Consider the following 26,399-nt stretch of genomic DNA (forward strand, 5'->3'; position numbering starts at 1 on the left):
GGATTAGTTATATGTTGGCTAGCGAATACGCAGTGGTTGACTGCTCATGTTCGGGGTTGGCACAACTAAGCCGAAGGCTTTCGTAGTAGTCCTCCGCTAGCGCTGTCATTTTGAAATCAGCATCAACGCCAGCGAGCTTCTCTACAGCATCTTTAATATCTTCAAGGTCGACACTAAAGAATTCCTTTCGTAGATTAACGGCATTTACACGCTGAGTGTGGAATTCTCGGTGTAATGCTGTTTCGAGAGCGGGAGCATCATCTGTATAAATCATCGCATGCACATCAAATGGGAAAGGTACACTGGCATCACCAAGTTCTTTAACCCTATCCAAAGGTTCTAATCTACGTGTTAATCCGATTTTATAAACGTCTTCACCAAAGGAGCCAATGTTACTGATCACATAAACATGGCCTTTACGTGTTTGTTCAGCCATGCTCTTCGCTCGTGCTTCTTTCGCCTCCGCATCAGCTAGCTGTTGTTCTAGAATTGCTATTTTTTGCTCCATTTCACTTCGTTCTTGCTCTGTTGCTTTTGCAAGTTCTTGTTGGGCTTTTTCAAGAAGGTTTCGGTACATTTTTTCTTCTTTTTCTGCGTCAGCAATTGCTTTCTCAAACTCTTTGATTGCTCTCTGTTCTTCTCTTATTTGTTCTTTAATAAGCTGTTGCTCTGCAATTTCTTCTTGTTTTTTTAATGTAAATTGATATTGAAGCTTACATTCTTCAAACTTGAGTTCTATGTAGTCAATGTTAAAACCACATTCAAGTGTTGCTACTGACATTTCAAGGGTATTTGCTATCTTTTCTATTCGTTCTAGTGTGCGACCAAACGAACTGGGAGATACTTTTCCGATTAGCATATCGCACTCAATATTGAATGCTGTTAGCATCAATTTCACTTGACCATTAAGTATCTTCTTATTGAACGACTTGTCATTAGAAATGAGAGTTATGTCTGGGAAGGTAACAGCAGTCTTATCCCGAATCATATCTTTTTGTTGTTGCCTGACATCCTTTATCTCTTCAGCATAACGAGTCGATGTCTCATAAAGATATTGCGGCATTTCAAAATGACCATGAGCAGTGTATTCATCGAGTCTTGAATACAAATCTAAGTCGCCCATTAACTTACTAAGATCGGCTTCACCTTTATCGATTTTGGAGTTAAGTTCATTTAGGGTTCTTTTTGCAATCTCTAAATAATTTTTCTGTTCTTGAATGCTATGTTTAAGAGAATCATCTTGTCCTTTCAGGGCTTGAAGTTCTGCTGTTTCCGCATTTACACTAGAAAGCTCTTGTTTTGCTATTTCATTCGCTTTCTTGATAGTTTCATGTTCTTCCTTTGTCTTAATCAGTGCTTCATCAATAGACTTAAATTGTTCTATTTTTTTATCGGCCGCACGTTTCGTCAATATATAAGTAAGCAAGACAGCTAACAAAGAGGCCCCTATCAACGCTAGTATATTATCCATTGCTATCTTAAAACCTCTTGTATGAATTGTTTTCTAAGGGCTGAGCGTTCTTCGCATCGTTCTTGATACTCTTCATTCGCATTGGCTAGAGCATCTTTAAACGCTTGCTTCGCTGCTGTATTTTGTTGCCTTTCTAGGAGCTTCAACTCACGTTGAGACTCGCGTAAGGCTCTTTCATTTTCACGCAGAGTTCTTTGATAATCCCTCTGTGCTTGAGCCGCAGCACGTTGTCGAGCATTTTCTCTACGTTGAGCTTCACGAGCCGCTTGTTTGCTAGCTCTATCTATTGCCTTAACTATCTTAATGGCAGTTCTTAAACCACTTCCTCGTCTAGCCAATGTATGTCTCCTTGGAGTAAGCCCAAACGATATTAACATACCAACGCTAACATGATTGTTATATAAATCAAATGGATTGATTGGTTAATGCGATATGTGAAATATTTAGAATAAAGCTAACTGACGAGCTCTTGCAATTAGAGTTTACTTTTTGGAAATTAGAGAATGAATCTATCAAGTCGTCAGTAGCTTATTCGGTAAAGAGAGACTTATATAAGGTCTCTCTTTACGTTTTTTGTTATCCGATACCTAAACGCTATACTCGGAGCTTGGGTTTGTAGGTGTGGCATGCCTCATCCCCATGCTAGCTTGTGGTATTTGCTCAGGGATATCATCAAGCGCAGACTTCAACTTAATCCCCTTAATCATGGCTTTGCTATTGTGACGGCCTTTCTCAAAGCCTTTCTCCACCAGCCGTTTGGTCATGATATTGCGAGTCATTTTCCAGTCGCCATCCCGTTCTGCCCACTTCCTAAAGGCATCGTAAAGCTCATCGGTATACACAAAATCACCTTTGCTCGTACATTCCTCTAAGAACATCGCAAGTAAGTCTGACTCATGGCGGTATTCGGCAATACCAGACTTAATTGAGTTAGGGATAGATGCCTTAATGCCATCCTTTAGCCACATCTGAACGCCTTCAAGTGCCCAATTGAGGATACCTGATAGCTCCGCATACAACTTATCCATTAATTGCGGGTCCATTTGCTGCTGGCTGAAACTAGCGTTAAAGGGCAGTAAAATCATCCGTCGCCACATGCCGGGGCTGGTATCGCGAATGACGGGCTTATGGTTGCCGACCATGATGAGCTTAAACATGGGGATATATTCAAGCTCTACCTTGGCATACAACTGACGGGCAACAATTACATCATTACCTGTCATCGACTTTACTAAGTTCTCGTCCATTCGAGAGCCCTCGGGCAACTCATTGGCCACCACTAGACGGCTACCATTTAGCTTGGCTAGGGATGGGTTAGGGCCTTTACCGCTGTTATTTGATTGAAGTAATACATCGCTGCTTATCTGATGGTAATAGCTTCCCATTAACCGCTGAATGATATTCATAAAGGTACTCTTACCATTACAGCCATGACCGTAGAGGAAAAACAAGACTTGCTCATCAGTCCGTCCGGTTAGGATATAGCCTACCATTCGCTGCAAAAACTTAGCGTATTCGACATCGCCACAGGTGATCTCATCGATAAACTGAAGCCAACGTGGGCAAGTGACATCAGGCTTGTAGTTGATATCACTATAACGGCTGATATACATCTTCTTATTTGCAGCAAGCAGTTTTCCGGTTGCGAGGTCGAGCACACCGTTGTTAATCCCCATTAGCATTTTGTCCGCATCGAAGGCTTTTGCCGAAATCAAGTTGCTAGACTTGAAGATCTCCAACATATCGGCAAGTTTTTTGCGATTGAGTGACTGTCTACCAAACGCTAATAACTTATCTGCTTGTTGCCGCTTCGTTTTGTCCTTAAGCGTCGCGGGATCTTCTAGCATACGATTCGCTTGAGCAATAATTCCCTCTCCAATACATCGAGCTAGTGCCAATTCTTTATCACCTACAGGACTCCAACACTGCTCATCAAACACGTACATACAGTTGAGTTCAGGCACATAGACTAATTTTCCGTCAGCTACTTTTGCCAGCCTATCTGCGTTACCAACGTCATTTAGCGTATCTTCATCGAACGAACCCCAAATAGCTGAAATGATGTCCATAGACAACTTAGTTTGCTGGTGGCTAGCAAGACTTTCATCTTGCATCGGTTCTTGCATCGGTTCTGAAGTTGTCTCTATCGACGCTTGTGGGGCTACAACACCGTACTGTTCTACCAACACCTCAATAGAAAGGGCGTTGTCTTGCCGCAAATAATCATCAATATCCTTACCTTGGTCTTTCGGTATGGTGACTTGGATAAGTGATGGTAAACCCAGTTGAACGAGCTTCTCCCGATACTTATCACCCGCAGGGTCACTGTCGAAGAAGGTCACTACATTTCTGTCATGTAGATCTTCCTTAATCCACGCCAATTGTGCTTGGCTAATTTGTCCGTTTGTTGCGATTACCGGACCTTGCCATCCATGATCCATAAGAGCAAGTAAGTCAAATTCACCCTCAACAACAGCAACTGTACCTTGGCGATTCATCGTATGCTGTCCATAAAACTGGATATTGTTAAGCCAAAATAGCTTCGAGAGCTGGTAAGCTACTTTTTTCTCAGGGTCTTTAAAGGTGAAGCGGCAAATAGCTCCAGTTTCATCATAATGAGGGAAGATATAGACGCCTTTAGGAAAGAAATCATATGGAGATTGTGGACTTTCCTTAACGAGCCCTGATGCGTACATTTCCTCAAGCGTGAATTCATGCTCAATTAAATAACGCCAAAGAGCCCCGCGAGAGTAACCTACATCATATTCAATCAGTATGTTTTGGCTTAGTTTCCGATTATCCATAAGTGACTGGAGTGGTGTACTCCTATCTTCAAACATTGGCTCAACATAATACTCCCAAGCTGCAAGGTACAGTGCTTGACGACGAGCAAATTGCTCAGACGTTAACTCTAGTGTTTCTGGCATTATCATTTTGGGTTTTGGTGAGGTGATAACAGTTACTCCTTCAAGTTCTCCCCGAAGTAACTTGTTTGCTGCATCATAAGAATTTTTTGCTAATCCCATTTTCACAATGAAAGCAAATATATCTCCCCACTCACCACAAGAAAAGCAGTGATAATTCTGTCTATCTGGATCACCATGATAAATTTTGAAGCAACCTTTATGCCCACAGAGTGGACATATATCATCCTCAAGCTGGCAATAATTGCTTTGAGTTGGCTTAATTGAGTTTTCAAGCAGTAATGCGACAATTTCGGGCAAATCATACATTGATCTAACGCCCTCAAGGCCGATTTCGTCTAAGGTCGAATGATCAAAAGTGCTGTTAGTAGAAACATAAGAGGTTGTCATGTGACATTTCCTTATTAGAATGGCCACAGACTAAAATAGATATGTAATTGATTTAGTCTATTGCTTGGCCGTCGAGCCTACATTTTTGCTCTTCCCCGATAGCTCAATGTTTCCAGTAATGAGCTATCGGGGCATTTATCTCTTAGTCGAATAATCGACGATAGAGATGAGAACCCTTCATCCCATCTAGGTTTAGTCGTGGGGTGCTGATAATCAGCCCAGATTGTTCCAAGCGTCGAATATGTCTTCTTGCCGTTCTCAATGAGTAACCGCAACGTCTTACCAAAGCACTCGCAAGACTCACTTCTCCGCCTAACAAGTAGCCATCAATAATCGGCATTCTGCTGATCTCATAAACGGTCTGCCTAAACTGATCATTGAACAGTTCAAAGGGCAGTCGATATTGAACCTGATGACTGCTAGTGGAATGGATAATGTTGTCTTCGCTAATGTCTTGGTTTCGCACTTGGCTCTCCTCTGGATGACATAATGTGTCACACCCATATCTATAATTTAGTGTTTCTTTTGGTGAGCTAATCACCTCAATTTCCCGAGAAAGTGACAAATCTGAGATAGTGGCGAATTATTGCGGATAATCATTTGTATGATATATTTTCATGATTAAATTTTAGTAAATTCCAATTTGGAATTAATTGTTATCTTTATGAAATTTTTAGTTTTTTTCGCGTTACTCCCATCGTTCACTCCATCGATTCCTCTAAGCTCCATCCACTGCCAATAAATCAGCAGACTGACTAAAGTATTTCTACTTACTTTTCCTTTAGTATTTTTTATGAAATCAAATAGAAATCAGCATAATAATTCTATAAATCAATCATATGGGGCAAGATTGCTTTGTTTTGGGGGAATGGGTGTTGAGGAAAATCGGCAGCGAAATCAGCAGGGAGATTATTGAACATGGACAAAAGGTTAGGGGAGAGTGTTACTAAATCTGACCTGTTCACTCCGGCTCAGGATTGGTACACTTACAACAGGACTATCTAGCAGCCAACCTCATGACGATCGAACAGAGCCAGCATTTGCATCAACTAAGAGCTTTAGCAGCAAGCCATCCTGAGGTGGCGGTATTGTGGCTGTATGGTTCGCAGGCTAAAGGTAATGCTAGCGAGCATAGTGATTGGGATTTGGCTGTCGCATTTGATCCCGTAAAGGCTGAGAGTGTGCTTGATACACGTATTAGAGCTGAGCTACTTGCTATGGATTGGCAAAGGGCATTGGGGTTACCCGAAGGAAAGTTGTCCGTTGTCGATATCAATCTTGCACCTATCCCTCTGGCCTTTGGTATCATTAACGCCAACAAACTTATCTTTAGTCGAGATGAAGGTCGAAGAATGCAAGAAGAGTCTCGCATTATGTCGCAAATGGAACTCGATTACTTTGCTCAGAGCCTATAAGGGAACTGCTGTCCTATGTCTGATAATGCCTATATCACATCATTGCGTGTAAGCCTTAGCCGGTATCAAGCCGAGCTTGAGGAATTGCGTCAATTACTCAGTCAGCGTCCTTTATCGAATCTTGAATATCGTGCAGCAGAGCGGACGCTACAAGTATCTATTGAAGCCTGTATTGGCATTGCGAAACATTGGGCTAAGGCTCTTGCAGGGCATAGTCCGCAGGATGCTTACCAAGCATTTGAGATCCTGTGTCAACGAGGAGCACAACCTGCAGATGAGTTGGGTGGCTGGCGTAAAGTGATCGGTCTTCGTAATGCATTAGTACATGATTACCTGAATATTGACCCTGAAATAATCCGCAGTGTGATCTCTCAAGGCTATAGTGACAGATTATTTGTCTTTGCGGAACAGGGACTTGAATGGTTATCTTTGAAAAATAGCTAATGGTCTGATTGAGTTTGACAGACTCACCTAAAGGTTAAATAGGTGAGTCTACTGGGTGATGTCTGCTTATTTGTCAGGGTAATCGCCATACCAGTACTTAACCGCAAGCCACTCCCCAAAAGTCTGAAAATGGACTAACAGCCTGACAATCCAGTGCATATACGGCAGATGTTCTCGAGGATGAGTCGCATAGAGATTGCCGCCCTTAGTGATTGAGATAGACTCGGGGATAAAACCTTGCGCAATTAGAAACGCCCTGATCGCCTCTGGTTCCCTAAAGACACCGTTCCCCATTGCCACTTCTCCTTGAAGGTGCATCATCTTCTGATTGGTGCCACGTTTATCAGGAACTATCTCGACTGAAAAGAAGGTGCCGTTATTCTTGATGGCTTCTCGAATCTGATGCTCTCTGGTTTCCGGGGTAAAGCGGCCTTCAACAAGTAATACTGGGTACGATAGTACTTTTTCGCTGTTCATGTTTTTCTCCTATGGAAGTTAAGTGGGGCATAATATGTCACCCCCATATTTCTATTTTAATCGGTGGATAACCGTTTCAATTCCCTTATACCGTCATTTTTCACCATGAACTAAGGCATAAGAAACCTGATGTAAATCAAATACACAGGAGAGAATATGTCTATTCATACATTCAAGAATAAATCGCATGATAACGCCCAAGACTCTGTTATCCGGGAGGCGATAGCTATCTTGGAAACTCGCTATAGCCTCGGAGTTAATCATGAGGTATTTACTTCGCCACAAATTGTTAAGGACTATCTTAGGCTAAGGATGGCTGCCTATGAACGGGAGGTCTTTGCGGTACTATTGCTTGATAGTCAGCACCGTTTGATAGCCTATGAAGAACTGTTCTTTGGCACAATTGATGCCGCCTCAGTTTATCCACGAGAGGTGGTAAAATTGGTCCTTCATAGAAACGCCGCTGCCGCGATATTTGCCCATAACCATCCCTCTGGCATACCTGAACCATCACAGGTCGATAAACGCATTACAGAGCGTTTAAAGTCAGCATTAGCAACTATTGATGTAGCAGCCTTAGATCATTTTGTGATTGGTCACCATGAAGTTGTGTCTTTTGCTGAGAGGGGCTGGATATGACCACAACAATTCAAATCGATCTCAAGGCCGCCAGAAGTTTATTGCCGATGACGCTAAGTTTGACGCAAATCATTCGGCGGTTGCTTCTCAAAAATCTGCCGCCCATTGTGAGTAACGGTGTGACTATTAACTTTCGTGACCCGAGTTACTCTGCCGATGCTGGTGGCTTTCATCCAGTCGAAATCCGCTTGGAATACGCACTGGCCACCAGCATGTGGCAAGTTTGCTATATCACCGACTTTGCCTACCAAGGACGCTACTTCCCTGAACTCGAAAAGGATATCGACTTCAACTTCACAGAGGGTTCAGGGTATCAGGCTTATGTTGGATTTCACCCGCTAAGCCATTTCAGTGGTCTTTATCGGTTATGGGAAGCCAACTTCAGAAGTTATGTGGTTGATGATCTCTATCAGATAACCATCAGTTGGGACTAATCCACCGACACCATTCCATTCAGCACTAACTAGAAAATCACTACATGGGTTCATGTGGTGAGCTTTCGGCTGCCTAAATGCCAACCCTACAGGAGAAACAACATTAGCGAGTTACTCAAGAAGGTCGCTAAAGCCGCACTACTGACCATAGTGCCAATCCTCATTCAAGCCTTTGTCGAGCGGTATTTAGCAGACGAAGAACAATGGGAAAACGAGGGAAGTGACTCAGATCAAGAAGCTGAGTAACTCCTTGTATTAATAACCAATAAACCAAGCCCATGTGACACGTTGAGAAATACCTCAAACACCATGTCACATGGGTTGTTTTCGACCTTTTGAAGGGCTTGGTCAGTATACCTTGCCCTATTGAACAGGAGTCGTTCATGGCAGAAATCGGATATGCCCGTGTATCGACCACGGGACAAAGTCTCGATGCCCAACTGAAGGCATTAGCAAACTGCGACAAAGTGTTTCAAGAAAAGGTAAGTGGTGCAAAGGATGACCGTCCGCATCTGCAACTCATGCTGGAGTTTGTGAGGGAAGGTGACATCGTTATCGTCACCAAGCTGGATAGACTCGCAAGAAACACTCGTCACTTGCTTGAAATAGCTGAGTTTTTGGAACGCAAAAAGGTTTCACTGCAAATTCAAAACCTCGGGATTAATACAGCAACCCCTACAGGCAAACTTATGCTGACTATGGTTGGAGCCATCGCAACCTTTGAAAGAGAGTTGATGTTGGAAAGACAGGCTGAAGGAATAGCTCTCGCAAAACTGCGAGGGAAATATAAAGGACGTAAACCCACGGCAATCACTAAGGCCAAAGAAGCCGCCCCAATGCTTGCAGAGGGTATATCTAAACCGGAAGTCGCAAAGAGGCTAAATATCAGCTTATCAAGCGTCCAACGGATAGCAAAGAAATTAACATCTAAGGATAACTTATGAATAAAAGGCAGAAAAACCGCTTTGAGATGTACTTCGTTATATTGATTTCTCTAACAATATTGAGTGCTTTATCACTGATCGCCCTTGAGGATTCAATTGGCGGTTCACTGGATTATTTCATTCTCAGAATGTCACTCACATTTCAGGGCAATATCTCTGTTATCGTTATGGGAATTGGTTACATAGGGATGTGGTACATCTCTGAGCAATTAGCTTGGTTGAAGGAAGATGTTAAAAATAACCCATCTGGTCAGGTGATTGATTATCGGCAGAAAAAACTATTCCTTAAAACGGGGATCGGTGGAGCTTTATATCTGTTGACCTACGGCATTATTCTCATACTTTCAATTCTTGGTTATCACAATGGCAATATCTCTAAAATCGTCACTTCAGGGGCTGGATTGATAGGTCTATTGCTATCCCTTCTGGCTGGGGGTGTCATTTGGCAACTACGGTTGAGGCTGGAATGGATGGCAGAAGAACAAGAGCAGTCAACAGCCAAACAATCAGATAGCAACTCTCTGAGTAACTAATCGACAAGGCCATCAGATTCTATTGATGGCTTTTTTTTGGAGAAAATATGCTTAAACCAAGGGATGTCGTTATCTTCATACTCCTTATTGGAACAGCGTTTTCATTTCCTGTAAGGGCAGGAATCGAAGATATGGCAAGCAATCTGCAAACACTCTATATGTGGGAAAAAATTGCTTCTATATGTAAAACCAAGGCACCAACGGAACTCAAGCAAGAATGGGCTTTAATTGAAATGACTGTCTATGTTGAGACTACATTATGGGAGAGTAATATCGGTGCAGTATTACGCTCAGTTGGTCGAACTGATCCACAGATTAGTCCTGTTTTTGACTCTCTAAAGTCAAACGGTGAGGTACTGGCAAGAGGATTTGTTGGAAGTATGCCTTGTGATGCACCGGACAAAGATCGTGCAGTAAGAATAATGGTTTCAGACCCTGCATTTGATGACGCGAGTGAGCATGTTTTGGATGCATCTAAGCTACTGAATTAAAGGTTCACTGAAACGGCATCCTTAAATCACTCCATAAAATTCCCATTTTGGTAACTTGTGATCTGCATTTTTTGTGGTTACAATGTTCCCAAATTGGGAAAGTAGTATAGATATGCGACTTATAGGAAAACATAATCTAAAACACGTCATAGAAAGTGATGACTTAACTCGCAAATGGGTTTTGGCTTGGGTTGCGGAATTGACACATGCAAATTGGAAAGAACCCTCCGATGTGTTTCATCAATTTCCTAAAGTTAGGCTGTTAGATGCTAGTTATTTTGCTTTTCCCATAAACAGTGCAGATAAAGAGGTTTGTATTCAAATTGCATTTCAACAAGGCATTGCCGTTATCATCGGCGTACAGTGAAGATTCAAATTATGGACGTTAGAGTTATACGAACAGTTCAACAGTATGAATCATATTTAGATGAGGTTCAGGCTCTTATCTCAATAGGGCCAAAGATTACTTTGGAACAAAGTGAGCGTTTAGAACTGCTAACAGTTCTTTTAGAATCTTATGAAAACTCAAAGTATCCGGTCGAAAGCCCTGACCCTATAGATGCTATTATTTTTAGGATGCACGAAAAAGGACTAAAGCAAGCAGATTTAGCGCCATTCTTTGGGACGAATAGTCGAGTTTCCGAAGTCTTAAATCGCAAACGACCTCTGACAGTTCAAATGATTCGGTCTCTTTCTATTGGATTGGGAATTTCAGCTGATACTTTAGTTGGTGCGTCCCTGCCAGAACAGTCACATAAGTCTCAATTTGTCGATTGGTCTAAGTTTCCTATAAGGGAAATGGCGAAGAGAGGATGGATTGATAATATTAGTAAGGTAGCTAAGGATAATGTTGAGGATTTAGTAAAGAATTTTATAGCTGAAGCTGGTTTGCAATTTGGGAATGCTTCATTTAGAAAGACATTCTATGGTGAAGCCGAAACACCTACATCTAGATACGCATTATATGCTTGGCTTGCACGTGTAATCCAAAATGCAAGAATTCGTAAATCTGAAATTGGCACCTTTAATTCAACAGAATTATCTGCTAATTATTTGAAGGAGCTTGCACAACTTAGTCGCTTTGATGCTGGTCCTCTTTTAGCAATTGAGCAGCTTGAAAAGTCTGGGATTGTTGTAATTATTGAGCCAGCTTTGAAGGGAACACTTTTAGATGGGGCTGCCCTTAAAGATTCCGATGGTACGCCTATTCTTGGCTTGACGTTAAGGTATGACAGATTAGACCATTTTTGGTTTACTTTATTACATGAAGTAGCACATATATGGAAGCATGTGGATGGTAATGAAGCATTTTTGGATGATTTAGATTCATCTTCTGAAGATCGAAAAGAATCAGAAGCTAATAGACTTGCTGCGGAAGCGTTTATTCCTCGTATTCAATGGCGAAGGAGTGATGCCTTTACGAATCCTAACAAAGACACAATTGAGCGTTTCGCTAGGGATCTAAAGATTCATCCGGCAGTAATTGCAGGAAGACTCCGAAAGGAATTGGGAAATTATAGCTTGTTCTCTGATTTAGTAGGGCAGAATCAAGTGAGGCGATTGTTTTCATCTATCCAAGAGTAAGAGGTAAGTTATGCAAGCGATGTATTTCCCAATTTTTAAAGCTAAAGATGCAGAATTTGATGCCCTCCATGAGGCAAAACAACATATTGCTTCTAGCATGATACCGTTATTTGATGTCCCAAAGTTCAATCCTGAGCTAAAGAAATATCAAAATGACTCGCATGCCAAAGCAACATTTTTGTCAGAGATAAGCACAAAAATTGGGAAACTTCGCTTTGGGATGCCTGTGATGTTTGATACATATCACTGGCAACATCCAAATGAAAGAGTCGAATCGGGAGAGCATCATCTTTCCTACTTGTATAATACACTTAAGAGTGATGGTGTTATTGCTATTCCTGTAGTGGGTTATGACCGTTGGGATGATGAAGAATATCGGTTAGCTTTGAGAAGCATAGCGAGAAATCATAGTGGGAAGTTTTGTATCAGGTTAGACCGATTTGCATTTGAAGATATTAATGATCCAGAGCATTTTCACGACCGATTCTCGGAAATTATTGATAGTCTTGAAATCATTCCTGCTAATTGCCATGTAATTTTAGATCTTCAAGATCTTAGCGAGATGGCAATCCCCGATATGATTTGCCAATTTGACTCTCTCTTTTTAGCTATAACTGATTACGGTTTTGCTACATATTCTGTTGCAGGTTGTTCTTTACCTAACTCTATAGATAAAGCTGTCAAACAGAAGGACTCTACTGGCAGTCTCTTACGAAGAGAGATGGTGCTTTGGAAATATGCTCGTGAGCATTATCCTGCACACCAAATTCATTTTGGTGATTATGGTGTGAGAGGCCCAAGTACCACTGAAATTGGTTATGGGAACACTAACGCAAAAATACGTTATACCATTGATAATGAGTATTTCATCGTAAGAGGACACAAAATTGAGAAACCAATAGGAGGTTTTCAGCATTGTGCTCTTGCTCGTATCCTAATGGACTCTAAATATTATCTTTCTCCTGACTTTAGTTGGGGGGATAATGAAATCAAACGATGCTCTGAGAATAAGTTAGGTGGTGGAGCAACTACTTGGATTAAGATTGACACCAGTCATCATGTTGCCTATGTAGTCCTTGAAATTGCTGAATTCGAACGTAACAGAGTTAGTAAAGCTTTAAATTTGGCATAGTATTATCCAACTTAGTCTTCTTTAAACTGGTACAAAAAGCTGGTACAATCTGAAAAATCAAGGTGCATAACACTATGATTTTATAGGGTTTGTTAGAATGAATTGTGAATCGAGGGTTCGACTCCCTCTCTCACCGCCAAGTTAAAGCAAAGGGAATCAGTATCTTACTGGTTCCCTTTGTTGTTTTGTGGCATTTTGGGGGCAGAATTTCCGTTTTCCTGTCCGTTTATGTCCGCATCAAAGCCCATTATTTCAGATATGCGACTTACCATACGTTGCGAGTCTTTAGGTATCCACTTACCATAGTGTTTCTTGATCATGGTGGTGTCACTATGACCGAGCTGACGGGCTACCCACTCAAGTGGTGCTGCCACATGTGACGACTGAAATTAGCAATCAAGGCTCGTCTTCCATCACTGATGATTTGTAAACTCACGCAGGCTAATGTGTAGCTTTATGGTTCTCACGCCAAGGGTAATGCTACAGAGCAGCCGCGACGATGCCGGCATATCAGCGGGTTATTAAGCTTCCTTAACTCCATGACTTAATACGCCTCGCCAATACAAAGACGACGGCTAGCCCGGCGAACAACCAGCCGCTCCAGATCACTCCAGGCATCCCCACTGATTCGATAAAACTGCCACCGACAAACGCACCTAGTACCACGCCGAGGTTGGCTGCTGAAACGTAAAGGCTGGTAGCAAATTCGGGGGCGTCTGGTGCCGCCGAGGTCATCCACATTTGGCTCACAATCAAGCCACTGGTGTGTGCTGCGCCCCACAGTAGGCAGATAGGCAACATGGCTGCGAAAGACGCTGAACTGAACACCAGCAACACACTATAGGCGCTGGCAAGTACTATGGGATAACTCAGCACAGTCCAAGCGAGCTGACGGCCCAGCGCACGCCCAGCTATTAGGTTGCCCAGCACACCACCAACCCCGAAAACCACCAGCAACAGGCTTATCGCTTCGCCGCCCAAATGCACCTCCCGCGCCAGATACTCGGCTGCGTAGCTGTATACGGAGAACATCGCGGCGAACATACACACGGCCGTCGCTACCGCGAGCCAGACCCTCTTTGTGCGCAGAACGAGCAAAGGATTTTGCTGGCTAGCTACCCGGGTCTTTGGTCTAGGCGGAAGCATAACCCAGAGCCCGGCTGCGGCCACCAGATTTACTACGGCGCTGAAATAGAATGACGCCTCGTAAGACACTGTAGCTTCTATCCAAGTTGACAAGGGTACGCCCAGCACCAGCCCCAATGTGGTGCCGAGAAACGCCATTGAGGTGGCGTGCGCGGCGCGATCCGCTGGGTAAAGCGACAAGGCCGAAGCAAAAGCCACCGAAAAAAATACCGGATGCAGCAGTGCAGAAGGTACACGCAGCGCCATCAGCACAGCGAAGCTGGGTGCCCAGGCCGACAGTAAGCTGCACAGGCTGAAGATCAGCAACGAAACCGCCAGCACCTTGCGCCGCTCGAAGCGCGCTAGCCACAGCACCATGACCGGTCCGCAAACTGCCACTACGCCCGCAAATAGCGCCACCAGCCACCCAGCCTGAGCGACAGTGATGCCATGGCGCTGAATGATGGCCGGCAGTATGCCGATCACGCCGAACTCGACGGCATACAGACCGAATAAACCTAAGGCGATGAAAAGCAGTGAACGCCTGCTGTTCATGGCTACACCTCTGTCTGTTGCTTGGGCGTCGATGGACAGGGTATAGCTGCATCTTCCGGTGCGGCAAACCCGTGCTTCCTGGCTGCCCACACAACGACTAGTGCTGCCACCAGCAATATAAGTAAAGCCGGTGAGAATGAGCTGACGCCAAGCTGCTCAAGCAATACACCACCGACGATGCCACCACCTGCGATAGCCAGGTTCCAGGCGGTAACCAGCATAGACTGGGCAACATCGGCGGCCGATCCGGCCGCCTTAGCGAGTCCCGTTTGGAACAAGGTTGCAGCGCCACCAAATGCCAACCCCCAGGCAGCCACTGCGCAATAAACTGCCACAGGCACGTCGCCAGCAAGGCCCAGCACTATTGCTGTCAGGGCAAACAGCGCTATGCTGGCAAGCGTTAGAATACGTAAATGACGGTCAATTAACACGCCAATAACCCAAATTCCAAGTAGCGCGGTCATACCAAAGACCAGCAGAACCAGATCGGTTCGCTCTGCCATTCCGGCAGCCGATAAAAACGGGGCGATGTAGGTGTAAAGAATGTTGTGTGCGAGTACAAATGTCAGCACCACAAACAGCACAGGACGAATACCCGGCAGCGTAAATACCTGCCCAAGTGACAGCCGTTTCCCCGTGGCTTGCCCGGCAAAGTCCGGCACTTTTAGCCGAATCCATACAATCAGCATCAGCGCTAACAAACTCATCATTGCGAAACAGACACGCCATCCGACCAAATTGCCGAGCAAGGTACCGGCTGGGACCCCTAAAGAAAGCGCTAGCGGTGTACCGACCATCGCTATCGCAATAGCACGTCCCTTAAGGTGCTCAGGCACCATGCGGCTGGCATAACCTGCCAGTAAGGCCCACAACAAACCTGCCGCCACACCGGCCAGAAAGCGGGCCACCAAGGTGAGGGTGTAACTGGTAGAAAACGTTGTTACTGTATTGGCGACAGCAAAGCCCACTATTGCTGCCAGCAACAAAGGTCGGCGCCGTACACCTTGTGTAATTGTCATCAGCGGAATAGCCATCAGCAGCGAGCCAATGGCATAAACAGTCACAAGCTGACCAGCAAGCGCTTCTGAAACACCCAATCCTGTGCCAATTTGCGGTAAAAGGCCGGCGGGTAACGCCTCGGTCAGGATGGTAACAAAACCAGCTAAGGCCAGCGCCAGCAGAGCGGCCAGTGGCAGGCGATCTGGTGCAGTGGACTTCATCGCTGCACCTCAGACCCGTCATACACGGCATCCCGTAGCTCAGTAACGAAACGGCCACACATGCCCTCATACAGGGTATTGGTAAAAGCCACCACACTAAGCCCCTGGGCCCGATCCACAAACCAGGAATGGCCGTAAGCACCGCCCCAGCGCCATGTGCCTGCTGACTCGGGAGAAGCGGCAAGTTTTGGGTCACGCAGCACCGAGAACCCCAGGCCAAAACCAAAACCCGGTGAATTAGGCAGTTCCAATCCTCCTGTCTGATCCCGCGCCATTTCTGCCACCAGTTCTTTGGGCAATAGCCCGCCGCCTTCTTGACGCAGGGCTTCCAACAGGCGCAGAAAATCCCCGGCCGTGCCCGCCATGCCTGCACCTGCGGATGGAAAAGACTGTGCATCGAAGATACGAGCTGGGCTGTATTTGATACCAATTGTGCCCTCAAAAGGTGAGACGGTTTCCCCTTCTGCCAGTTGATGTGGCTGTGGTGCATCGTTGACATAAGCGGTGGCCATGCGCTGCGGATCACCTGCGACAAAACCGGTATCATTCATGCCTAAGGGGCCGGTCACCAAATGGTGTATTGCTTCGTTTAGCGAGGTACCATAAACGCGCTCAATCAATGCACCCAGCACATCGGTTGCCAGCGAATAGCCCCAAGCTGTGCCCGGCTCATACAACAGCGACACACTGGCGATGCGCTTAAGGTTTTCCTGCAGGCTAATGCCCGACGCATCCATGCCATCCGATACACCCGCCAACGCGTAGGGGCTCTTTTCGTCGGCTTCGAAAAAGCGATAACCCAAGCCGGCCGTATGGCTAAGCAACTGCCGAACGGTGATCCTGGCTAGGCGGCCATCGGCCAACCTTGGCTGAAAATCAGGCAGCCAGTTGCCAATGTTCTCGTCCAGCTCTAGTCGACCTTGTGCTACCAATACCAGTGCGGCGGCAGAGACAATAGGTTTACTCACCGAGGCCAGGCGAAAAACCGTATCCACCGCCATCGGCCTTGCACTTTCCCGGTCGGCATAACCTGCTGCCTGCTGGTAGATAAGCTCACAGTTCCGAGCGACCAGCACGACAGCACCCACTAATCGTTGCTCATGTAATGCTTGCTCAATAACGTTTTGGATGCGGGCTGAGAGCGGTATGGGCACTACGCTTCGAGGCAGGGGAAATGTGTTGGTTGTCATAGCAAAGTCCTTTATTTATTGGTTATGCCATGATCATATAAAGCCTTAGATTAAAGAAAAAGTAGGGTATAGTTCCATTATATGCGGAGCTTTGTGTCCGCAATTAAGGTGGTTAATCGGAGGTAACGTGGACAGCTTGAATGGCTTTATGGTGTTTGTGCAGGTCGCCGAGCAGCGCAGCTTTGTTGGGGCAGGTCGTGAGCTTGGTGTGTCGGCTTCCGCGGTAGGTAAGAGCGTGGTACGACTGGAAGAAAAACTGGGAGTGCGTCTGTTCAACCGCAGCACCCGCAGTGTTACGCTAACAGCCGAAGGTTTGTTGTTTTTGGAGCGTAGCCGCCGCATTTTGGCTGAAATTGAAGCGGCACAACTGGAATTATCCCAGGCCACGGGGGCACCGCGCGGACGTCTTCGTGTAAGCCTGCCGCTGGTGAGCTCGTTGGTGTTGCCAGTGCTGGGTGAATTTATGCGTGAATACCCGGATATCGAACTGGATCTGGATTTTACCGACCGTATGGTCGATGTGATTGAAGAAGGTTTTGATGCGGTAGTACGCACCGGTGAGCCACAGGATTCACGTTTGTCAGCCCGGCGTTTGGGTAACTTTCAAATGCGGCTGGTTGCCTCACCTGATTACCTAGCACTCAGAGGTACGCCGCAAACACCTGCCGACTTACTACAACACAGCTGTCTGCACTACCGTTTTCCCAACAGTGGCAAGCTCGAAACCTGGGCGCTAAAACAGCCACTTGATGAGCCTAAACTACAACTTCCCACCTCAATGATTTGCAACAATATAGAGACTCGCCTGTGCTTCGCGCTACAGGGATTAGGGATCGCCTATTTGCCGGACTTTGCTATCCATGAGCCGCTGGCTAATGGGAGACTGCGACCCATACTCGCCGACTATGTGCAGCGTACTGGTACCTTTTATATTCTCTGGCCTGCCAGCAAACATCCATTGCCCAAAGTGCGGGCTCTGGTTGATTTTCTTTGTGCAAAGCTGTTTGCGTCAGACGACACCAAACGATAAGCGGTGTACCAACAGATATTCTGAGGTTGAGTTATTTCCTTTCAAACCGTCCTGCGTGTTGCACATTGCAGTGTTTAATGCTTCTGCACGGCTTAAGCATCAGGATTTAGCGCAAGGCTCGGGTACGGCTTGTTGTGCGGGCGATCGTGGACATGTTCGCCTCTTGATGTGCACGCCCTTGCGGCTGCATAGTGCCATTTAGCAACACGACATGCTTAGCGTAATCCGCCGATGATAAATCCAGAACTTGGCCTGCATTCAGATTGGGCAAATTGGTTACCACAGTGTTAGGTATATTCATTTTTATGTTGATTTTGTTCAAAATTGTGAACTAGATAACACTGAAACTGTATAGTGAATAAACGATTCTACGGTTAGTATGGATAGCACAGGGATACTTCTTATGGTGGATTTTCCTCCACCATTTTTAATGAGGTGAGTTATGGATGATTTTAGCCCATCGGATCTAAAAACCATTTTGCACTCAAAACGCGCGAACATGTATTACCTCGAATATTGTCGAGTGATGCAAAAAGATGGCCGCGTGCTGTATTTAACGGAAGCCAAACAAGACAATCAGTATTTCAATATCCCCATCGCTAACACCACAGTCCTATTATTAGGCAATGGCACTTCCATCACCCAAGCGGCCATGCGAATGCTCGCGCAGGCGGGGGTATTAGTCGGCTTTTGTGGCGGTGGCGGCACACCACTTTATATGACCTGCGAAGTGGAATGGCTGACACCACAGAGTGAATATCGGCCCACTGAATATTTACACGGCTGGATGCAATTTTGGTTCGATGATGAAAAACGATTACTCGCTGCGAAAACCTTCCAGCAAGCCCGCATCCAATTTATCGAGCAAGTGTGGCAGAGGGATCGCGAACTCAAAACAGAAGGCTTTATCTTTAAAGATCCGGCAATCCAAGCCGCGCTTGAGACGTTTCATGCCCGCACTGAGGCGGCAACCAAACAGTCTGACTTGCTACTGACCGAAGCCCAGTTAACTAAAGTGCTGTACAAGCACGCCGCCAATAATACCCAACTCAAAGAGTTTACCCGCCAACACCAAAGCACAGATATCGCTAATGATTTTTTAAACCACGGTAACTATTTAGCCTATGGACTCGCCGCTAGTTGCCTCTGGGTACTGGGCATTCCCCACGGTTTTGCCGTGATGCATGGAAAGACCCGCCGCGGGGCTTTGATTTTCGATGTAGCCGATCTTATCAAAGACGCCATAGTGCTGCCCTGGGCTTTTGTCTGTGCCAAAGAAAAGGCCAGCGAACAAGAGTTTCGCCAACAAGTGTTACAAGCCTTTACCGACCATAACGCCTTAGATTTTATGTTCAATACGGTGAAAGGCATTGCACTGCAGGACTACAGTGCCGAGCAAATTGCAGCCCAAGGCTTATAAGGTACAACAGCTATGATGGTGACATTCATCAGTCAGTGCGAGAAAAATGCCCTCAAAAAGACCCGCCGAGTGCTGGATGCTTTTGCTAACCGCATAGGCGATAACACTTGGCAAACCCTGATCACCGAAGATGGCTTGTTGACCGTGAAAAAGATGCTGCGTCAAACCGCCAGTAAAAGTACGGCGGTGAGTTGTCACTGGATCCGTTCGCGCGCCAGAAGCCAACTATTGTGGGTGGTGGGCAATCGGTTGAAATTTAATGAACAAGGCATAGTGCCAGTGAATAGTACCCGTAGGAATTTATTAGCGAGCGATATTGAAAATGATTGGCACTATTTACCGTTAATTAAAGCACTGGCGGGGCTATCGGCACTATTACATGACTGGGGTAAGGCAACTACGTTGTTTCAGGATAAATTAAATCCGAGTAGTCAACATCGATTTAAGGGCGATCCTATTCGTCATGAGTGGATATCTTTACTGCTATTACATGCCTTTATTCACACGACTGATGCTGATACCGATGAGCAATGGCTGAGCCGATTAAGTGAAGCTGATATTGACGAATCCCGCTTAAAACAGTTTATTCAGGCGGACACAGCTAAACCACTTAATGCTTTACCGCCAATAGCTAAATTGGTGGCATGGTTAATCGTATCGCACCACAGGTTACCATTGCCGGATAAAGATCTGTGTACTGATTACAAAACGGAAAGTGCAGCATCACTCGATATTATGCTTGCTCGTATCAGCAAAGAGTGGGGATATCAGAATCGCTATGACGAACAGGATTACGAGAAACGCCTAAAGAGCTGCTTTCGTTTTCCTAATGGATTACTCAGTAATTCAAAACCTTGGTTACAGCAAGTCAAAAAATGGTCAGCGCGGTTATTGCAGCAACAAACGCAGGTACAGCAATGTTTAACTGATGGTAGTTATCGACTTGTACTCAATCATGCCCGTTTATGCCTAATGCTAGGCGATCACTTTTATTCTTCACAGCAAGCCGATCAAAAGTGGCAGGACACCACAGGTCTTTATGCTAATACCGACAGAGCGACTAACACCTTAAAGCAAAAATTGGATGAGCATTTAGTGGGTGTTGCTCGCTGTGCATTAAATACAGCACATTTATTGCCTGCATTTGAGCAAGAACCGCCGGTTGCAGAAGATATTCATAGTTTGCGCAAACCTAGCCCTAAACCCTATCAATGGCAGGATAAAGCGGTGGATAAAATCACCACTTGGCGTTATGCCATCGATAAGCAAGCTAAACAGAAATATGGTTTTTTTACTGTGAATATGGCCAGTACGGGTTGTGGTAAAACCTTTGCAAACGCCAAAGTGATGCGAGCGTTATCGGGTGACAGTAAAAGCTTGCGCTTTATTTTGGCCTTAGGTTTGCGCACATTAACCCTGCAAACAGGTGATGAATACCGTGAGCGTGTGGGTTTAGATAACAGCGAACTGGCTGTACTTATTGGCTCTAGGGCAGTCATGGAGTTGCACCAACAGCGTAAAGCTGAATTGGATGAAAAAAATGTGGAACACACGGGGTCATCATCACAAGAAACTCTACTGGATGAAGAGATAGATTTTGACTGTGCGATTCCAGAGCAAGGGTTAAGTACAGTGTTAACCTGTAACAGAGATAAACAGTTCTTGTATGCGCCAGTTCTGGCTTGCACTATTGATCATTTGATGGCCGCAACAGAAACCAAGCGTGGTGGCCGCTATATTCTGCCGACCCTGCGCTTGATGTCGTCAGATTTAGTGATTGACGAGATTGATGATTTTACTGGCGACGATCTGATCGCTATTGGCAGGCTAATTCATCTAGCGGGTATGCTTGGGCGTAAGGTGATGATTTCCTCCGCCACGATTCCACCTTTTATGGCCGAAGGGTATTTCAAGGCCTATCGCGATGGTTGGCAGCTCTATTGCAAAACTCGCAGTGCCAGTTCAGTGATTGGCTGCGCTTGGATAGATGAATTTTCTACTCAGGTGACAAGCAACTGTGTCGCCGAATTACCCGCCGCAATAAATCAATATCGACAGGAACATGATGCCTTTATTACTAAGCGGATCGCTAAGTTAAAGCAACAGCCAGCCAAACGAAAAGCGGATATTAGTGCTTGCCAAGCGATTATCGAGCAGCATCAAGGCCAAAGCAATCAACAGCAAACAGTGATTGAAAGTAAGCAACTGGCTTATTTTAATGTGATTGCACAAAGTGCCTTGCAAAAACACCTGCAACACCATGCTCACGATATCAATACTCAACTTAATGTCTCTTTTGGCGTGGTGCGCGTTGCCAATATTTCCCCTTGTGTTGCATTGACGCAGTATTTATTAGCCAAAGAATGGCCGCTTGATACTGAGGTAAGAGTTATGGCTTATCACAGTCAGCAAGTGTTATTGCTGCGCTCGATACAAGAGCAACACTTAGATAAAGTGCTTAAACGTAAGGAAGCTGAAAACGAACCGCCACAGGCATTGTCAGATCCTGTTATTCGTCAGCATTTAGCGGCGATAGCTGCGCAGTCTAACGCTATACGCAATGTGTTGTTTATATTAGTTGCAACACCTGTGGAGGAAGTGGGGCGGGACCATGATTTTGATTGGGCTGTGATTGAGCCTTCATCCTATCGTTCCATTATTCAATTAGCCGGACGTGTAAAGCGACACAGAGAAGGTGAAGTGACTACAGCAAACATTGCTTTGTTGCAATATAACTGGAAAGGGATCCGAGATAACCACCTTGAACGTGTCAGAGTCTTTAATCGTCCCGGCTATGAAGATGTTTGCTCGTTGGAAACGCATGATCTGACTCGTCTGATCAATACCCTCGATATCGCAGAGCGCCTAGATGCCATTCCTCGTATTCACAAACCAGTACAGTTAACTGCGGACTATATGCGTCATGTGAGCCTTTGTGGCAGTTTAATTGAGCTAGAACATATTGCGACTTGGAGTTGGTTGTCTAACTATAAAATGCAGGGTGAAGGTGCACAAACCAGCCCAGCAACTTTACAAGGCTGGTTAAATCAACATTGGTTTTTAACCGCATTAGCACAGCAGCTCACGCCATTTAGGCACAGTGAACCCAGTATTAAAGTGTTTTTAGTGTTCGATAACGACCAGAACACCAGTCGCTTTTGCGAAAAGGATGAAGAAGGTTATGCCGATGATCGTGAGAATATTCTTAATATTCAGCGTATCGGGTTAGCCCCGCAGGCTCGCAGTAGGTTATGGCTGGTACGTGACTATGACAGAGCCTGCGCTGAATTTGCCGATAAAAGCCTAGATAGTCAGCAGCCATTGAGTCAAAGGCGTGTGTCACTTCGTTATGGCGAGTTGAACTTCCCCCATAATGAAAAGCAACAATACGCTTATAACGATCAATTAGGATTGGTAAAACTATAGAAAAAGCCAGAGCTTATGGCTCTGGCTTAAGGGCTGCCTGTGCGGCAGTAAACAAAAATAGCTTAGCTTTTTTAAATATTTCTGAGCTGCCTGTGTGGCAGTGCAATGAGTGTATCGCAACTTCTAATCCAAATTAAAATTTATGTTTTGAACGACACTGTTTATTAGTTCATTAGTTTTTTTAAATAGGCGTTTACTTATTTATTTATTGTCTTTAGTATAAAAATCACCCAACAAAAAAAGGGCTAATATTCCATGATGGATTCTGCAATAAGCGAGTTCTTCGCTGACCGAAAATCGGCGTGGTTAAAGAAAAATATTAAAGCATCTATGTCTGACGTTGAGATAAAGGCGTTGGAAATCGAGTGTGAAACACAGTTTAGCTTGGCAAATTGGCTACCTAATGCCGCCAGTCGGGCTGGGCAAATCGCCATTTCTACCCATCCTTGTACCTTTAGTCACCCCAGTTCGCGTAAAAATAAAAATGGTTACGTGACATCCATTATTGCTCATAGTGAAAAAGCCAATGATGGTTTTTTACGCAGCGGCAATGTTGAAGTGGCCGCCGATGCTCTGGGCAACGCCGCTGCGCTGGATGTGTATAAATTTCTCTCCTTAGTGTTGGCCGATGGCGAAACGCTGATACAGCATTTAGAACGTGACAGTGAGCAAGCCGTAAATTTACTGGCAGCCGCGAATAAAGAAATCTACCCAGATTACCAGACGTTAAAGCAAGCGTTTTTAGCGATGACGGCAACAAGCAGTGAAAGTATTACCAGCTCGAAAATAAAGCAGGTGTATTTTCCACTGAATCGCGGCAACTCAGTTAATGGTCATTTAGCCTCAATCGAATATCATCAGCTCTCTCTGTTAACTGCTTCTGGCATAGTGTTTGAACTGAGGCAGCGGCTGGATGCCATGCGTTTTGGCGAGACCATAAAAGAGGCGCGTGATAAAAAGAAAACCAACCAATTTCATCAGGGATACAAAGAAATCTATAACCTCACCACCATAGGTTATGGCGGCACTAAACCTCAAAATATTAGTGTGTTAAATAATCAAAATGGCGGTAAAGCGCACTTGCTGTTGAGTCTGCCTCCTAACCTTAAAAATCGCGATGTACATTTCCCCCACAGTGATTTTTTTAGTCAGACATTACGTTACACCCAATGTAAAAATCAGTTTCAGGCCTTACATCAACTCTATCGCGGCGATGATAACAATATGCATATTCGGGTGCAGCGGGATGACTATTACCAAAGTGTAATTGATCACGTCATTGAAAAAATGTGGCAGGTGCGTTCTGTTGCACAGGCTCAATTCCGACGAGAAGATAGTCTGCTTCCAACGGTGCAACAAACCTGGCTTTGTGAACACACCAAAATATTACGTGAGACAACCGACGACTGGTTAGATGTTATTTGCAATGCCATCACAGGCTTTTTATTCCATGGTTATGAAAAAACCTTGGGTAGCAAAGCCATTAAGTTTGGTGATGCTGAATATCGGCAGATGCAGAAAATCGTCTTAAGCAATAAGGAGGCATTGCGATGATAGGTGAAGTTAAAAAACTACTTATTATTCCTCATATTAAGGTGCATAACGCCAATGCCTTATCCAGCCCATTTACCATAGGGTTTCCGGCAATGACGGCCTGGTTGGGTGGTGTACATGCGTTGCAACGGCATGTAAATGCACAAGATATCCCAGTAAATTTTTTAGCGACTGGTGTGGTCAGCCACGATGTCAATTTACAAACCTACAAAGGAGACAATGACTATGTTCACTCCATTGTAGGTACAGGTAATCCTCTGGATAAAACCGGTGCGAGATCCGCATTCATTGAAGAGGCACGCTGTCATCTTGAGATCAGTTTAGTGATTGAGTTCAATGGGATCACTATTGATGAACATGAGCACTTATTAAGTGCGGTAACCCAGTTATTGCACGCCAAGATGAAGTTAGCGGGTGGCGATATAAAAAGTTTTCAGCCACCTTTTTGTATCAACAACAGTGAAGGTGATGATAAAGATTTACGCAAACTACAGCGTCACTTAATGCCGGGTTATGTATTGATTGAGCGTCGCGATTTGATGCAAGCCGCTATGGCAGAGGGTGTGGATGCCCTGAATGCGTTAATTGACTACCTTGCCGTTCATCATAGTTGTGATCAGGACGAAGAAGGTAACATCGAGTGGCGCAGCTACCGTAAAACACTCGAAAACAAACCGGCTGGGTGGGTAGTGCCAATAGCTACCGGATATCATGCGCTAAGTGAGTTGAGTGATGCTAAAAATCAGCGCGATCCGAACACGTCACATCGGTTCGCTGAAAGTCTTGTAACCTTAGGTGAATTTAAAATGCCACATCGCTTACATAGTGTAGAGCAGATGCTGTGGCGTTATCACATCGATGGCGACTTATACCTTTGTCAGCAAAAACATAGCGAATCTCCTAAATCTGCAAGTTCGGGCTTAACTTCAATCGAATCAGAATTTTAATCGTTAATAGAAAAGGATATTTATCATGGCGAAAAAAGAAAATGTGGCATCAGTATTAGCCTTTGAAAAAAAGTTAGTGGTGAGTGATGGCTATATGTATGGCACCTCATGGACCGAACGGAGTCAAATAGTGCCATTGGCATTGAGGGAGAAATCGGTGCGAGGCACCATTTCCAACCGTTTAAAAGCAGCGATAAAAAATGACCCCGCCAAGCTTAATGCTGAAGTGGAAAAAGCCAATTTACAACGTGTGGATGCCTGTGCGCTGGCGCCAGAGCACGATACGCTGAATTTGCAATTCACCATTAAAGTCTTAGGGGGTATTACCGAGCCATCCGCTTGTAACAATGCATTGTTCAAACAAAGTTACCGCGCAGCGGCAGCAGCCTACATTGAAAACCAAGGTTTTACCGAGTTAGCTCGCCGTTACGCCACTAATATAGCCAATGCTCGCTTTTTATGGCGTAACCGCGTCGGTGCAGAGAACATTGAAGTGCAAGTAAGGGCAAAAAATAGCACGCTTGATCAAAGCTGGACATTCGACGCCACTCAATTTAGTACCAAAAGCTTTGATAATAACGATGCGCAAATCAACGCACTGGCTAACCATATCGCCACAGTACTTTCCAGTGAGGATGATTTTTTATTATTAGATATCAACTGTTTTGCACAGGTAGGGAGAGCGCAAGAAGTCTACCCAAGCGAAGAACTGGTTTTAGATAAAGGTAAAGGCGAGAAAAGCAAAATTCTCTATAATGTTAATGGGTTAGCGGCTATGCACTCACAAAAGCTCGGTAATGCGCTGCGTACTATCGATACTTGGTATCCTGAATTTACCGATCCTGAAACTAGTGCGGGGGCCATTGCCATCGAACCCTATGGCGCAGTTACTAATCTAGGTAAGGCCTATCGTACTCCTGCAGCCAAACAAGATTTTTACAGTTTTTTTGATCTGTGGGCGCGGGGTGAAAAGCTAAGCCGAATTGAAGATGAGCACTATGTGATGGCGGTATTAGTGCGCGGTGGAGTATTTGGCGAAAGTGATAAGGAGTAG

The 26,399-nt window shown here is 45.0% G+C and carries 26 protein-coding genes; 17 read left to right on the plus strand and 9 right to left on the minus strand.

Annotation, left to right across the window (positions count from 1 at the left end):
• Window positions 1-7: 7 nt before the first annotated feature.
• The 4 genes from JEZ96_RS08805 to JEZ96_RS08820 all read right to left on the minus strand — a co-directional run bounded on the left by JEZ96_RS08805 (window position 8) and on the right by JEZ96_RS08820 (window position 5,251).
• Window positions 8-1,471 (minus strand): DUF4041 domain-containing protein, encoded by a 1,464-nt coding sequence (locus JEZ96_RS08805; RefSeq protein ID WP_025008590.1) that lies wholly within the window; start codon window positions 1,469-1,471, stop codon window positions 8-10.
• A gap of 2 nt (window positions 1,472-1,473) precedes the next feature.
• Entirely contained in the window at window positions 1,474-1,809 is a 336-nt protein-coding gene (locus JEZ96_RS08810; RefSeq protein ID WP_025008591.1) for a hypothetical protein, read from the minus strand.
• Window positions 1,810-2,058: 249 nt separating this feature from the next.
• Window positions 2,059-4,785 carry a phage/plasmid primase, P4 family gene (locus tag JEZ96_RS08815; protein WP_025008592.1) on the minus strand — a complete coding sequence of 909 codons (2,727 nt, stop codon included), beginning with the start codon at window positions 4,783-4,785 and terminating at the stop codon, window positions 2,059-2,061.
• 142 nt (window positions 4,786-4,927) lie between these two features.
• Window positions 4,928-5,251, minus strand: a complete 324-nt coding sequence (locus JEZ96_RS08820; protein ID WP_082785956.1) for a winged helix-turn-helix domain-containing protein — start codon at window positions 5,249-5,251, stop codon at window positions 4,928-4,930.
• A gap of 550 nt (window positions 5,252-5,801) precedes the next feature.
• Here JEZ96_RS08820 and mntA point away from each other — a divergent pair.
• Together mntA and hepT are read left to right on the plus strand one after the other, a co-directional pair.
• Window positions 5,802-6,200, plus strand: coding sequence for a type VII toxin-antitoxin system MntA family adenylyltransferase antitoxin (gene mntA / locus JEZ96_RS08825; protein WP_128637783.1), 399 nt, complete (start codon window positions 5,802-5,804; stop codon window positions 6,198-6,200).
• A gap of 15 nt (window positions 6,201-6,215) precedes the next feature.
• Window positions 6,216-6,644 carry a type VII toxin-antitoxin system HepT family RNase toxin gene (hepT, locus tag JEZ96_RS08830; RefSeq protein WP_128637784.1) on the plus strand — a complete coding sequence of 143 codons (429 nt, stop codon included), beginning with the start codon at window positions 6,216-6,218 and terminating at the stop codon, window positions 6,642-6,644.
• A 66-nt stretch (window positions 6,645-6,710) separates the two neighbouring features.
• On the opposite strand, the gene JEZ96_RS08835 is transcribed toward hepT, so the two are convergent.
• Window positions 6,711-7,121 carry a hypothetical protein gene (locus tag JEZ96_RS08835; protein ID WP_025008593.1) on the minus strand — a complete coding sequence of 137 codons (411 nt, stop codon included), beginning with the start codon at window positions 7,119-7,121 and terminating at the stop codon, window positions 6,711-6,713.
• Window positions 7,122-7,277: 156 nt separating this feature from the next.
• Here JEZ96_RS08835 and radC point away from each other — a divergent pair, with 156 nt between their 5' ends.
• The 9 genes from radC to JEZ96_RS08880 all read left to right on the plus strand — a co-directional run bounded on the left by radC (window position 7,278) and on the right by JEZ96_RS08880 (window position 12,878).
• Complete coding sequence (radC, locus tag JEZ96_RS08840; protein ID WP_025008594.1) at window positions 7,278-7,760, plus strand: RadC family protein; 483 nt, start codon at window positions 7,278-7,280, stop codon at window positions 7,758-7,760.
• Entirely contained in the window at window positions 7,757-8,194 is a 438-nt protein-coding gene (locus JEZ96_RS08845) for a DUF2787 family protein (protein WP_025008595.1), read from the plus strand. The genes radC and JEZ96_RS08845 overlap by 4 nt, the downstream gene beginning before the upstream one ends.
• Before the next feature lie 57 nt (window positions 8,195-8,251).
• Window positions 8,252-8,440, plus strand: a complete 189-nt coding sequence (locus tag JEZ96_RS08850) for a hypothetical protein (RefSeq protein ID WP_025008596.1) — start codon at window positions 8,252-8,254, stop codon at window positions 8,438-8,440.
• Window positions 8,441-8,577: 137 nt separating this feature from the next.
• Entirely contained in the window at window positions 8,578-9,138 is a 561-nt protein-coding gene (locus JEZ96_RS08855; RefSeq protein ID WP_012587780.1) for a recombinase family protein, read from the plus strand.
• Window positions 9,135-9,671 carry a hypothetical protein gene (locus JEZ96_RS08860; protein ID WP_128090091.1) on the plus strand — a complete coding sequence of 179 codons (537 nt, stop codon included), beginning with the start codon at window positions 9,135-9,137 and terminating at the stop codon, window positions 9,669-9,671. The genes JEZ96_RS08855 and JEZ96_RS08860 overlap by 4 nt, the downstream gene beginning before the upstream one ends.
• A 47-nt stretch (window positions 9,672-9,718) precedes the next feature.
• A complete protein-coding gene (locus JEZ96_RS08865) occupies window positions 9,719-10,162 on the plus strand; it encodes a hypothetical protein (protein WP_025008598.1) in 444 nt (147 codons plus the stop codon).
• A gap of 112 nt (window positions 10,163-10,274) precedes the next feature.
• The gene (locus JEZ96_RS08870; RefSeq protein ID WP_025008599.1) at window positions 10,275-10,529 is read left to right on the plus strand and encodes a type II toxin-antitoxin system HigB family toxin; all 255 of its coding nucleotides are present in this window, start codon (window positions 10,275-10,277) and stop codon (window positions 10,527-10,529) included.
• A gap of 11 nt (window positions 10,530-10,540) precedes the next feature.
• Window positions 10,541-11,746 (plus strand): ImmA/IrrE family metallo-endopeptidase, encoded by a 1,206-nt coding sequence (locus tag JEZ96_RS08875; protein WP_025008600.1) that lies wholly within the window; start codon window positions 10,541-10,543, stop codon window positions 11,744-11,746.
• Window positions 11,747-11,756: 10 nt separating this feature from the next.
• Complete coding sequence (locus tag JEZ96_RS08880) at window positions 11,757-12,878, plus strand: beta family protein (RefSeq protein ID WP_025008601.1); 1,122 nt, start codon at window positions 11,757-11,759, stop codon at window positions 12,876-12,878.
• 531 nt (window positions 12,879-13,409) lie between these two features.
• On the opposite strand, the gene JEZ96_RS08885 is transcribed toward JEZ96_RS08880, so the two are convergent.
• The 3 genes from JEZ96_RS08885 to JEZ96_RS08895 are packed head-to-tail and all read right to left on the minus strand — an operon-like array spanning window position 13,410 to window position 16,968.
• A complete protein-coding gene (locus JEZ96_RS08885; RefSeq protein WP_025008603.1) occupies window positions 13,410-14,558 on the minus strand; it encodes an MFS transporter in 1,149 nt (382 codons plus the stop codon).
• A 2-nt stretch (window positions 14,559-14,560) separates the two neighbouring features.
• Window positions 14,561-15,778 carry an MFS transporter gene (locus tag JEZ96_RS08890; protein ID WP_061783351.1) on the minus strand — a complete coding sequence of 406 codons (1,218 nt, stop codon included), beginning with the start codon at window positions 15,776-15,778 and terminating at the stop codon, window positions 14,561-14,563.
• On the minus strand, window positions 15,775-16,968 hold the full coding sequence (locus JEZ96_RS08895; protein WP_115014898.1) for a serine hydrolase domain-containing protein: 1,194 nt from the start codon (window positions 16,966-16,968) through the stop codon (window positions 15,775-15,777). The genes JEZ96_RS08890 and JEZ96_RS08895 overlap by 4 nt, the downstream gene beginning before the upstream one ends.
• Window positions 16,969-17,116: 148 nt before the next feature.
• Here JEZ96_RS08895 and JEZ96_RS08900 point away from each other — a divergent pair, with 148 nt between their 5' ends.
• Window positions 17,117-17,998: a LysR family transcriptional regulator gene (locus JEZ96_RS08900; protein WP_229781419.1), complete on the plus strand. Its 882-nt coding sequence runs from the start codon at window positions 17,117-17,119 to the stop codon at window positions 17,996-17,998.
• Window positions 17,999-18,104: 106 nt separating this feature from the next.
• Here the strand turns inward: JEZ96_RS08900 and JEZ96_RS08905 are convergent, their stop codons facing one another.
• Window positions 18,105-18,299 carry a hypothetical protein gene (locus JEZ96_RS08905; RefSeq protein ID WP_041408187.1) on the minus strand — a complete coding sequence of 65 codons (195 nt, stop codon included), beginning with the start codon at window positions 18,297-18,299 and terminating at the stop codon, window positions 18,105-18,107.
• A 141-nt stretch (window positions 18,300-18,440) separates the two neighbouring features.
• Between JEZ96_RS08905 and cas1f the strand changes: the two genes are divergently transcribed.
• The 5 genes from cas1f to csy3 all read left to right on the plus strand — a co-directional run bounded on the left by cas1f (window position 18,441) and on the right by csy3 (window position 26,399).
• Complete coding sequence (gene cas1f / locus JEZ96_RS08910) at window positions 18,441-19,418, plus strand: type I-F CRISPR-associated endonuclease Cas1f (protein ID WP_061783349.1); 978 nt, start codon at window positions 18,441-18,443, stop codon at window positions 19,416-19,418.
• Between the two features lie 12 nt (window positions 19,419-19,430).
• Entirely contained in the window at window positions 19,431-22,844 is a 3,414-nt protein-coding gene (cas3f, locus tag JEZ96_RS08915) for a type I-F CRISPR-associated helicase Cas3f (RefSeq protein ID WP_128090090.1), read from the plus strand.
• Window positions 22,845-23,099: 255 nt separating this feature from the next.
• A complete protein-coding gene (gene csy1 / locus JEZ96_RS08920) occupies window positions 23,100-24,398 on the plus strand; it encodes a type I-F CRISPR-associated protein Csy1 (RefSeq protein ID WP_025008607.1) in 1,299 nt (432 codons plus the stop codon).
• Window positions 24,395-25,345: a type I-F CRISPR-associated protein Csy2 gene (gene csy2 / locus JEZ96_RS08925; RefSeq protein WP_011789483.1), complete on the plus strand. Its 951-nt coding sequence runs from the start codon at window positions 24,395-24,397 to the stop codon at window positions 25,343-25,345. Before csy1 ends, csy2 begins: the two co-directional genes overlap by 4 nt.
• Window positions 25,346-25,370: 25 nt before the next feature.
• Complete coding sequence (csy3, locus tag JEZ96_RS08930) at window positions 25,371-26,399, plus strand: type I-F CRISPR-associated protein Csy3 (RefSeq protein WP_025008608.1); 1,029 nt, start codon at window positions 25,371-25,373, stop codon at window positions 26,397-26,399.

This window comes from Shewanella putrefaciens, from assembly GCF_016406325.1.
Lineage (GTDB): Bacteria > Pseudomonadota > Gammaproteobacteria > Enterobacterales > Shewanellaceae > Shewanella > Shewanella putrefaciens.

Coding starts and splice junctions, on each gene's coding strand:
- JEZ96_RS08855 (WP_012587780.1), top strand. CDS start 8,578: ATGGCAGAAATCGGATATGCCCGTGTATCGACCACGGGACAAAGTCTC.
- JEZ96_RS08860 (WP_128090091.1), top strand. CDS start 9,135: ATGAATAAAAGGCAGAAAAACCGCTTTGAGATGTACTTCGTTATATTG.
- mntA (WP_128637783.1), top strand. CDS start 5,802: ATGACGATCGAACAGAGCCAGCATTTGCATCAACTAAGAGCTTTAGCA.
- JEZ96_RS08835 (WP_025008593.1), bottom strand. CDS start 7,121: ATGAACAGCGAAAAAGTACTATCGTACCCAGTATTACTTGTTGAAGGC.
- JEZ96_RS08880 (WP_025008601.1), top strand. CDS start 11,757: ATGCAAGCGATGTATTTCCCAATTTTTAAAGCTAAAGATGCAGAATTT.
- csy2 (WP_011789483.1), top strand. CDS start 24,395: ATGATAGGTGAAGTTAAAAAACTACTTATTATTCCTCATATTAAGGTG.
- JEZ96_RS08805 (WP_025008590.1), bottom strand. CDS start 1,471: ATGGATAATATACTAGCGTTGATAGGGGCCTCTTTGTTAGCTGTCTTG.
- JEZ96_RS08890 (WP_061783351.1), bottom strand. CDS start 15,778: ATGAAGTCCACTGCACCAGATCGCCTGCCACTGGCCGCTCTGCTGGCG.
- hepT (WP_128637784.1), top strand. CDS start 6,216: ATGTCTGATAATGCCTATATCACATCATTGCGTGTAAGCCTTAGCCGG.
- JEZ96_RS08885 (WP_025008603.1), bottom strand. CDS start 14,558: ATGAACAGCAGGCGTTCACTGCTTTTCATCGCCTTAGGTTTATTCGGT.
- csy1 (WP_025008607.1), top strand. CDS start 23,100: ATGATGGATTCTGCAATAAGCGAGTTCTTCGCTGACCGAAAATCGGCG.
- JEZ96_RS08815 (WP_025008592.1), bottom strand. CDS start 4,785: ATGACAACCTCTTATGTTTCTACTAACAGCACTTTTGATCATTCGACC.
- csy3 (WP_025008608.1), top strand. CDS start 25,371: ATGGCGAAAAAAGAAAATGTGGCATCAGTATTAGCCTTTGAAAAAAAG.
- radC (WP_025008594.1), top strand. CDS start 7,278: ATGTCTATTCATACATTCAAGAATAAATCGCATGATAACGCCCAAGAC.
- JEZ96_RS08895 (WP_115014898.1), bottom strand. CDS start 16,968: ATGACAACCAACACATTTCCCCTGCCTCGAAGCGTAGTGCCCATACCG.
- JEZ96_RS08905 (WP_041408187.1), bottom strand. CDS start 18,299: ATGAATATACCTAACACTGTGGTAACCAATTTGCCCAATCTGAATGCA.
- JEZ96_RS08875 (WP_025008600.1), top strand. CDS start 10,541: ATGGACGTTAGAGTTATACGAACAGTTCAACAGTATGAATCATATTTA.
- cas1f (WP_061783349.1), top strand. CDS start 18,441: ATGGATGATTTTAGCCCATCGGATCTAAAAACCATTTTGCACTCAAAA.
- JEZ96_RS08865 (WP_025008598.1), top strand. CDS start 9,719: ATGCTTAAACCAAGGGATGTCGTTATCTTCATACTCCTTATTGGAACA.
- JEZ96_RS08845 (WP_025008595.1), top strand. CDS start 7,757: ATGACCACAACAATTCAAATCGATCTCAAGGCCGCCAGAAGTTTATTG.
- cas3f (WP_128090090.1), top strand. CDS start 19,431: ATGATGGTGACATTCATCAGTCAGTGCGAGAAAAATGCCCTCAAAAAG.
- JEZ96_RS08870 (WP_025008599.1), top strand. CDS start 10,275: ATGCGACTTATAGGAAAACATAATCTAAAACACGTCATAGAAAGTGAT.
- JEZ96_RS08900 (WP_229781419.1), top strand. CDS start 17,117: ATGGTGTTTGTGCAGGTCGCCGAGCAGCGCAGCTTTGTTGGGGCAGGT.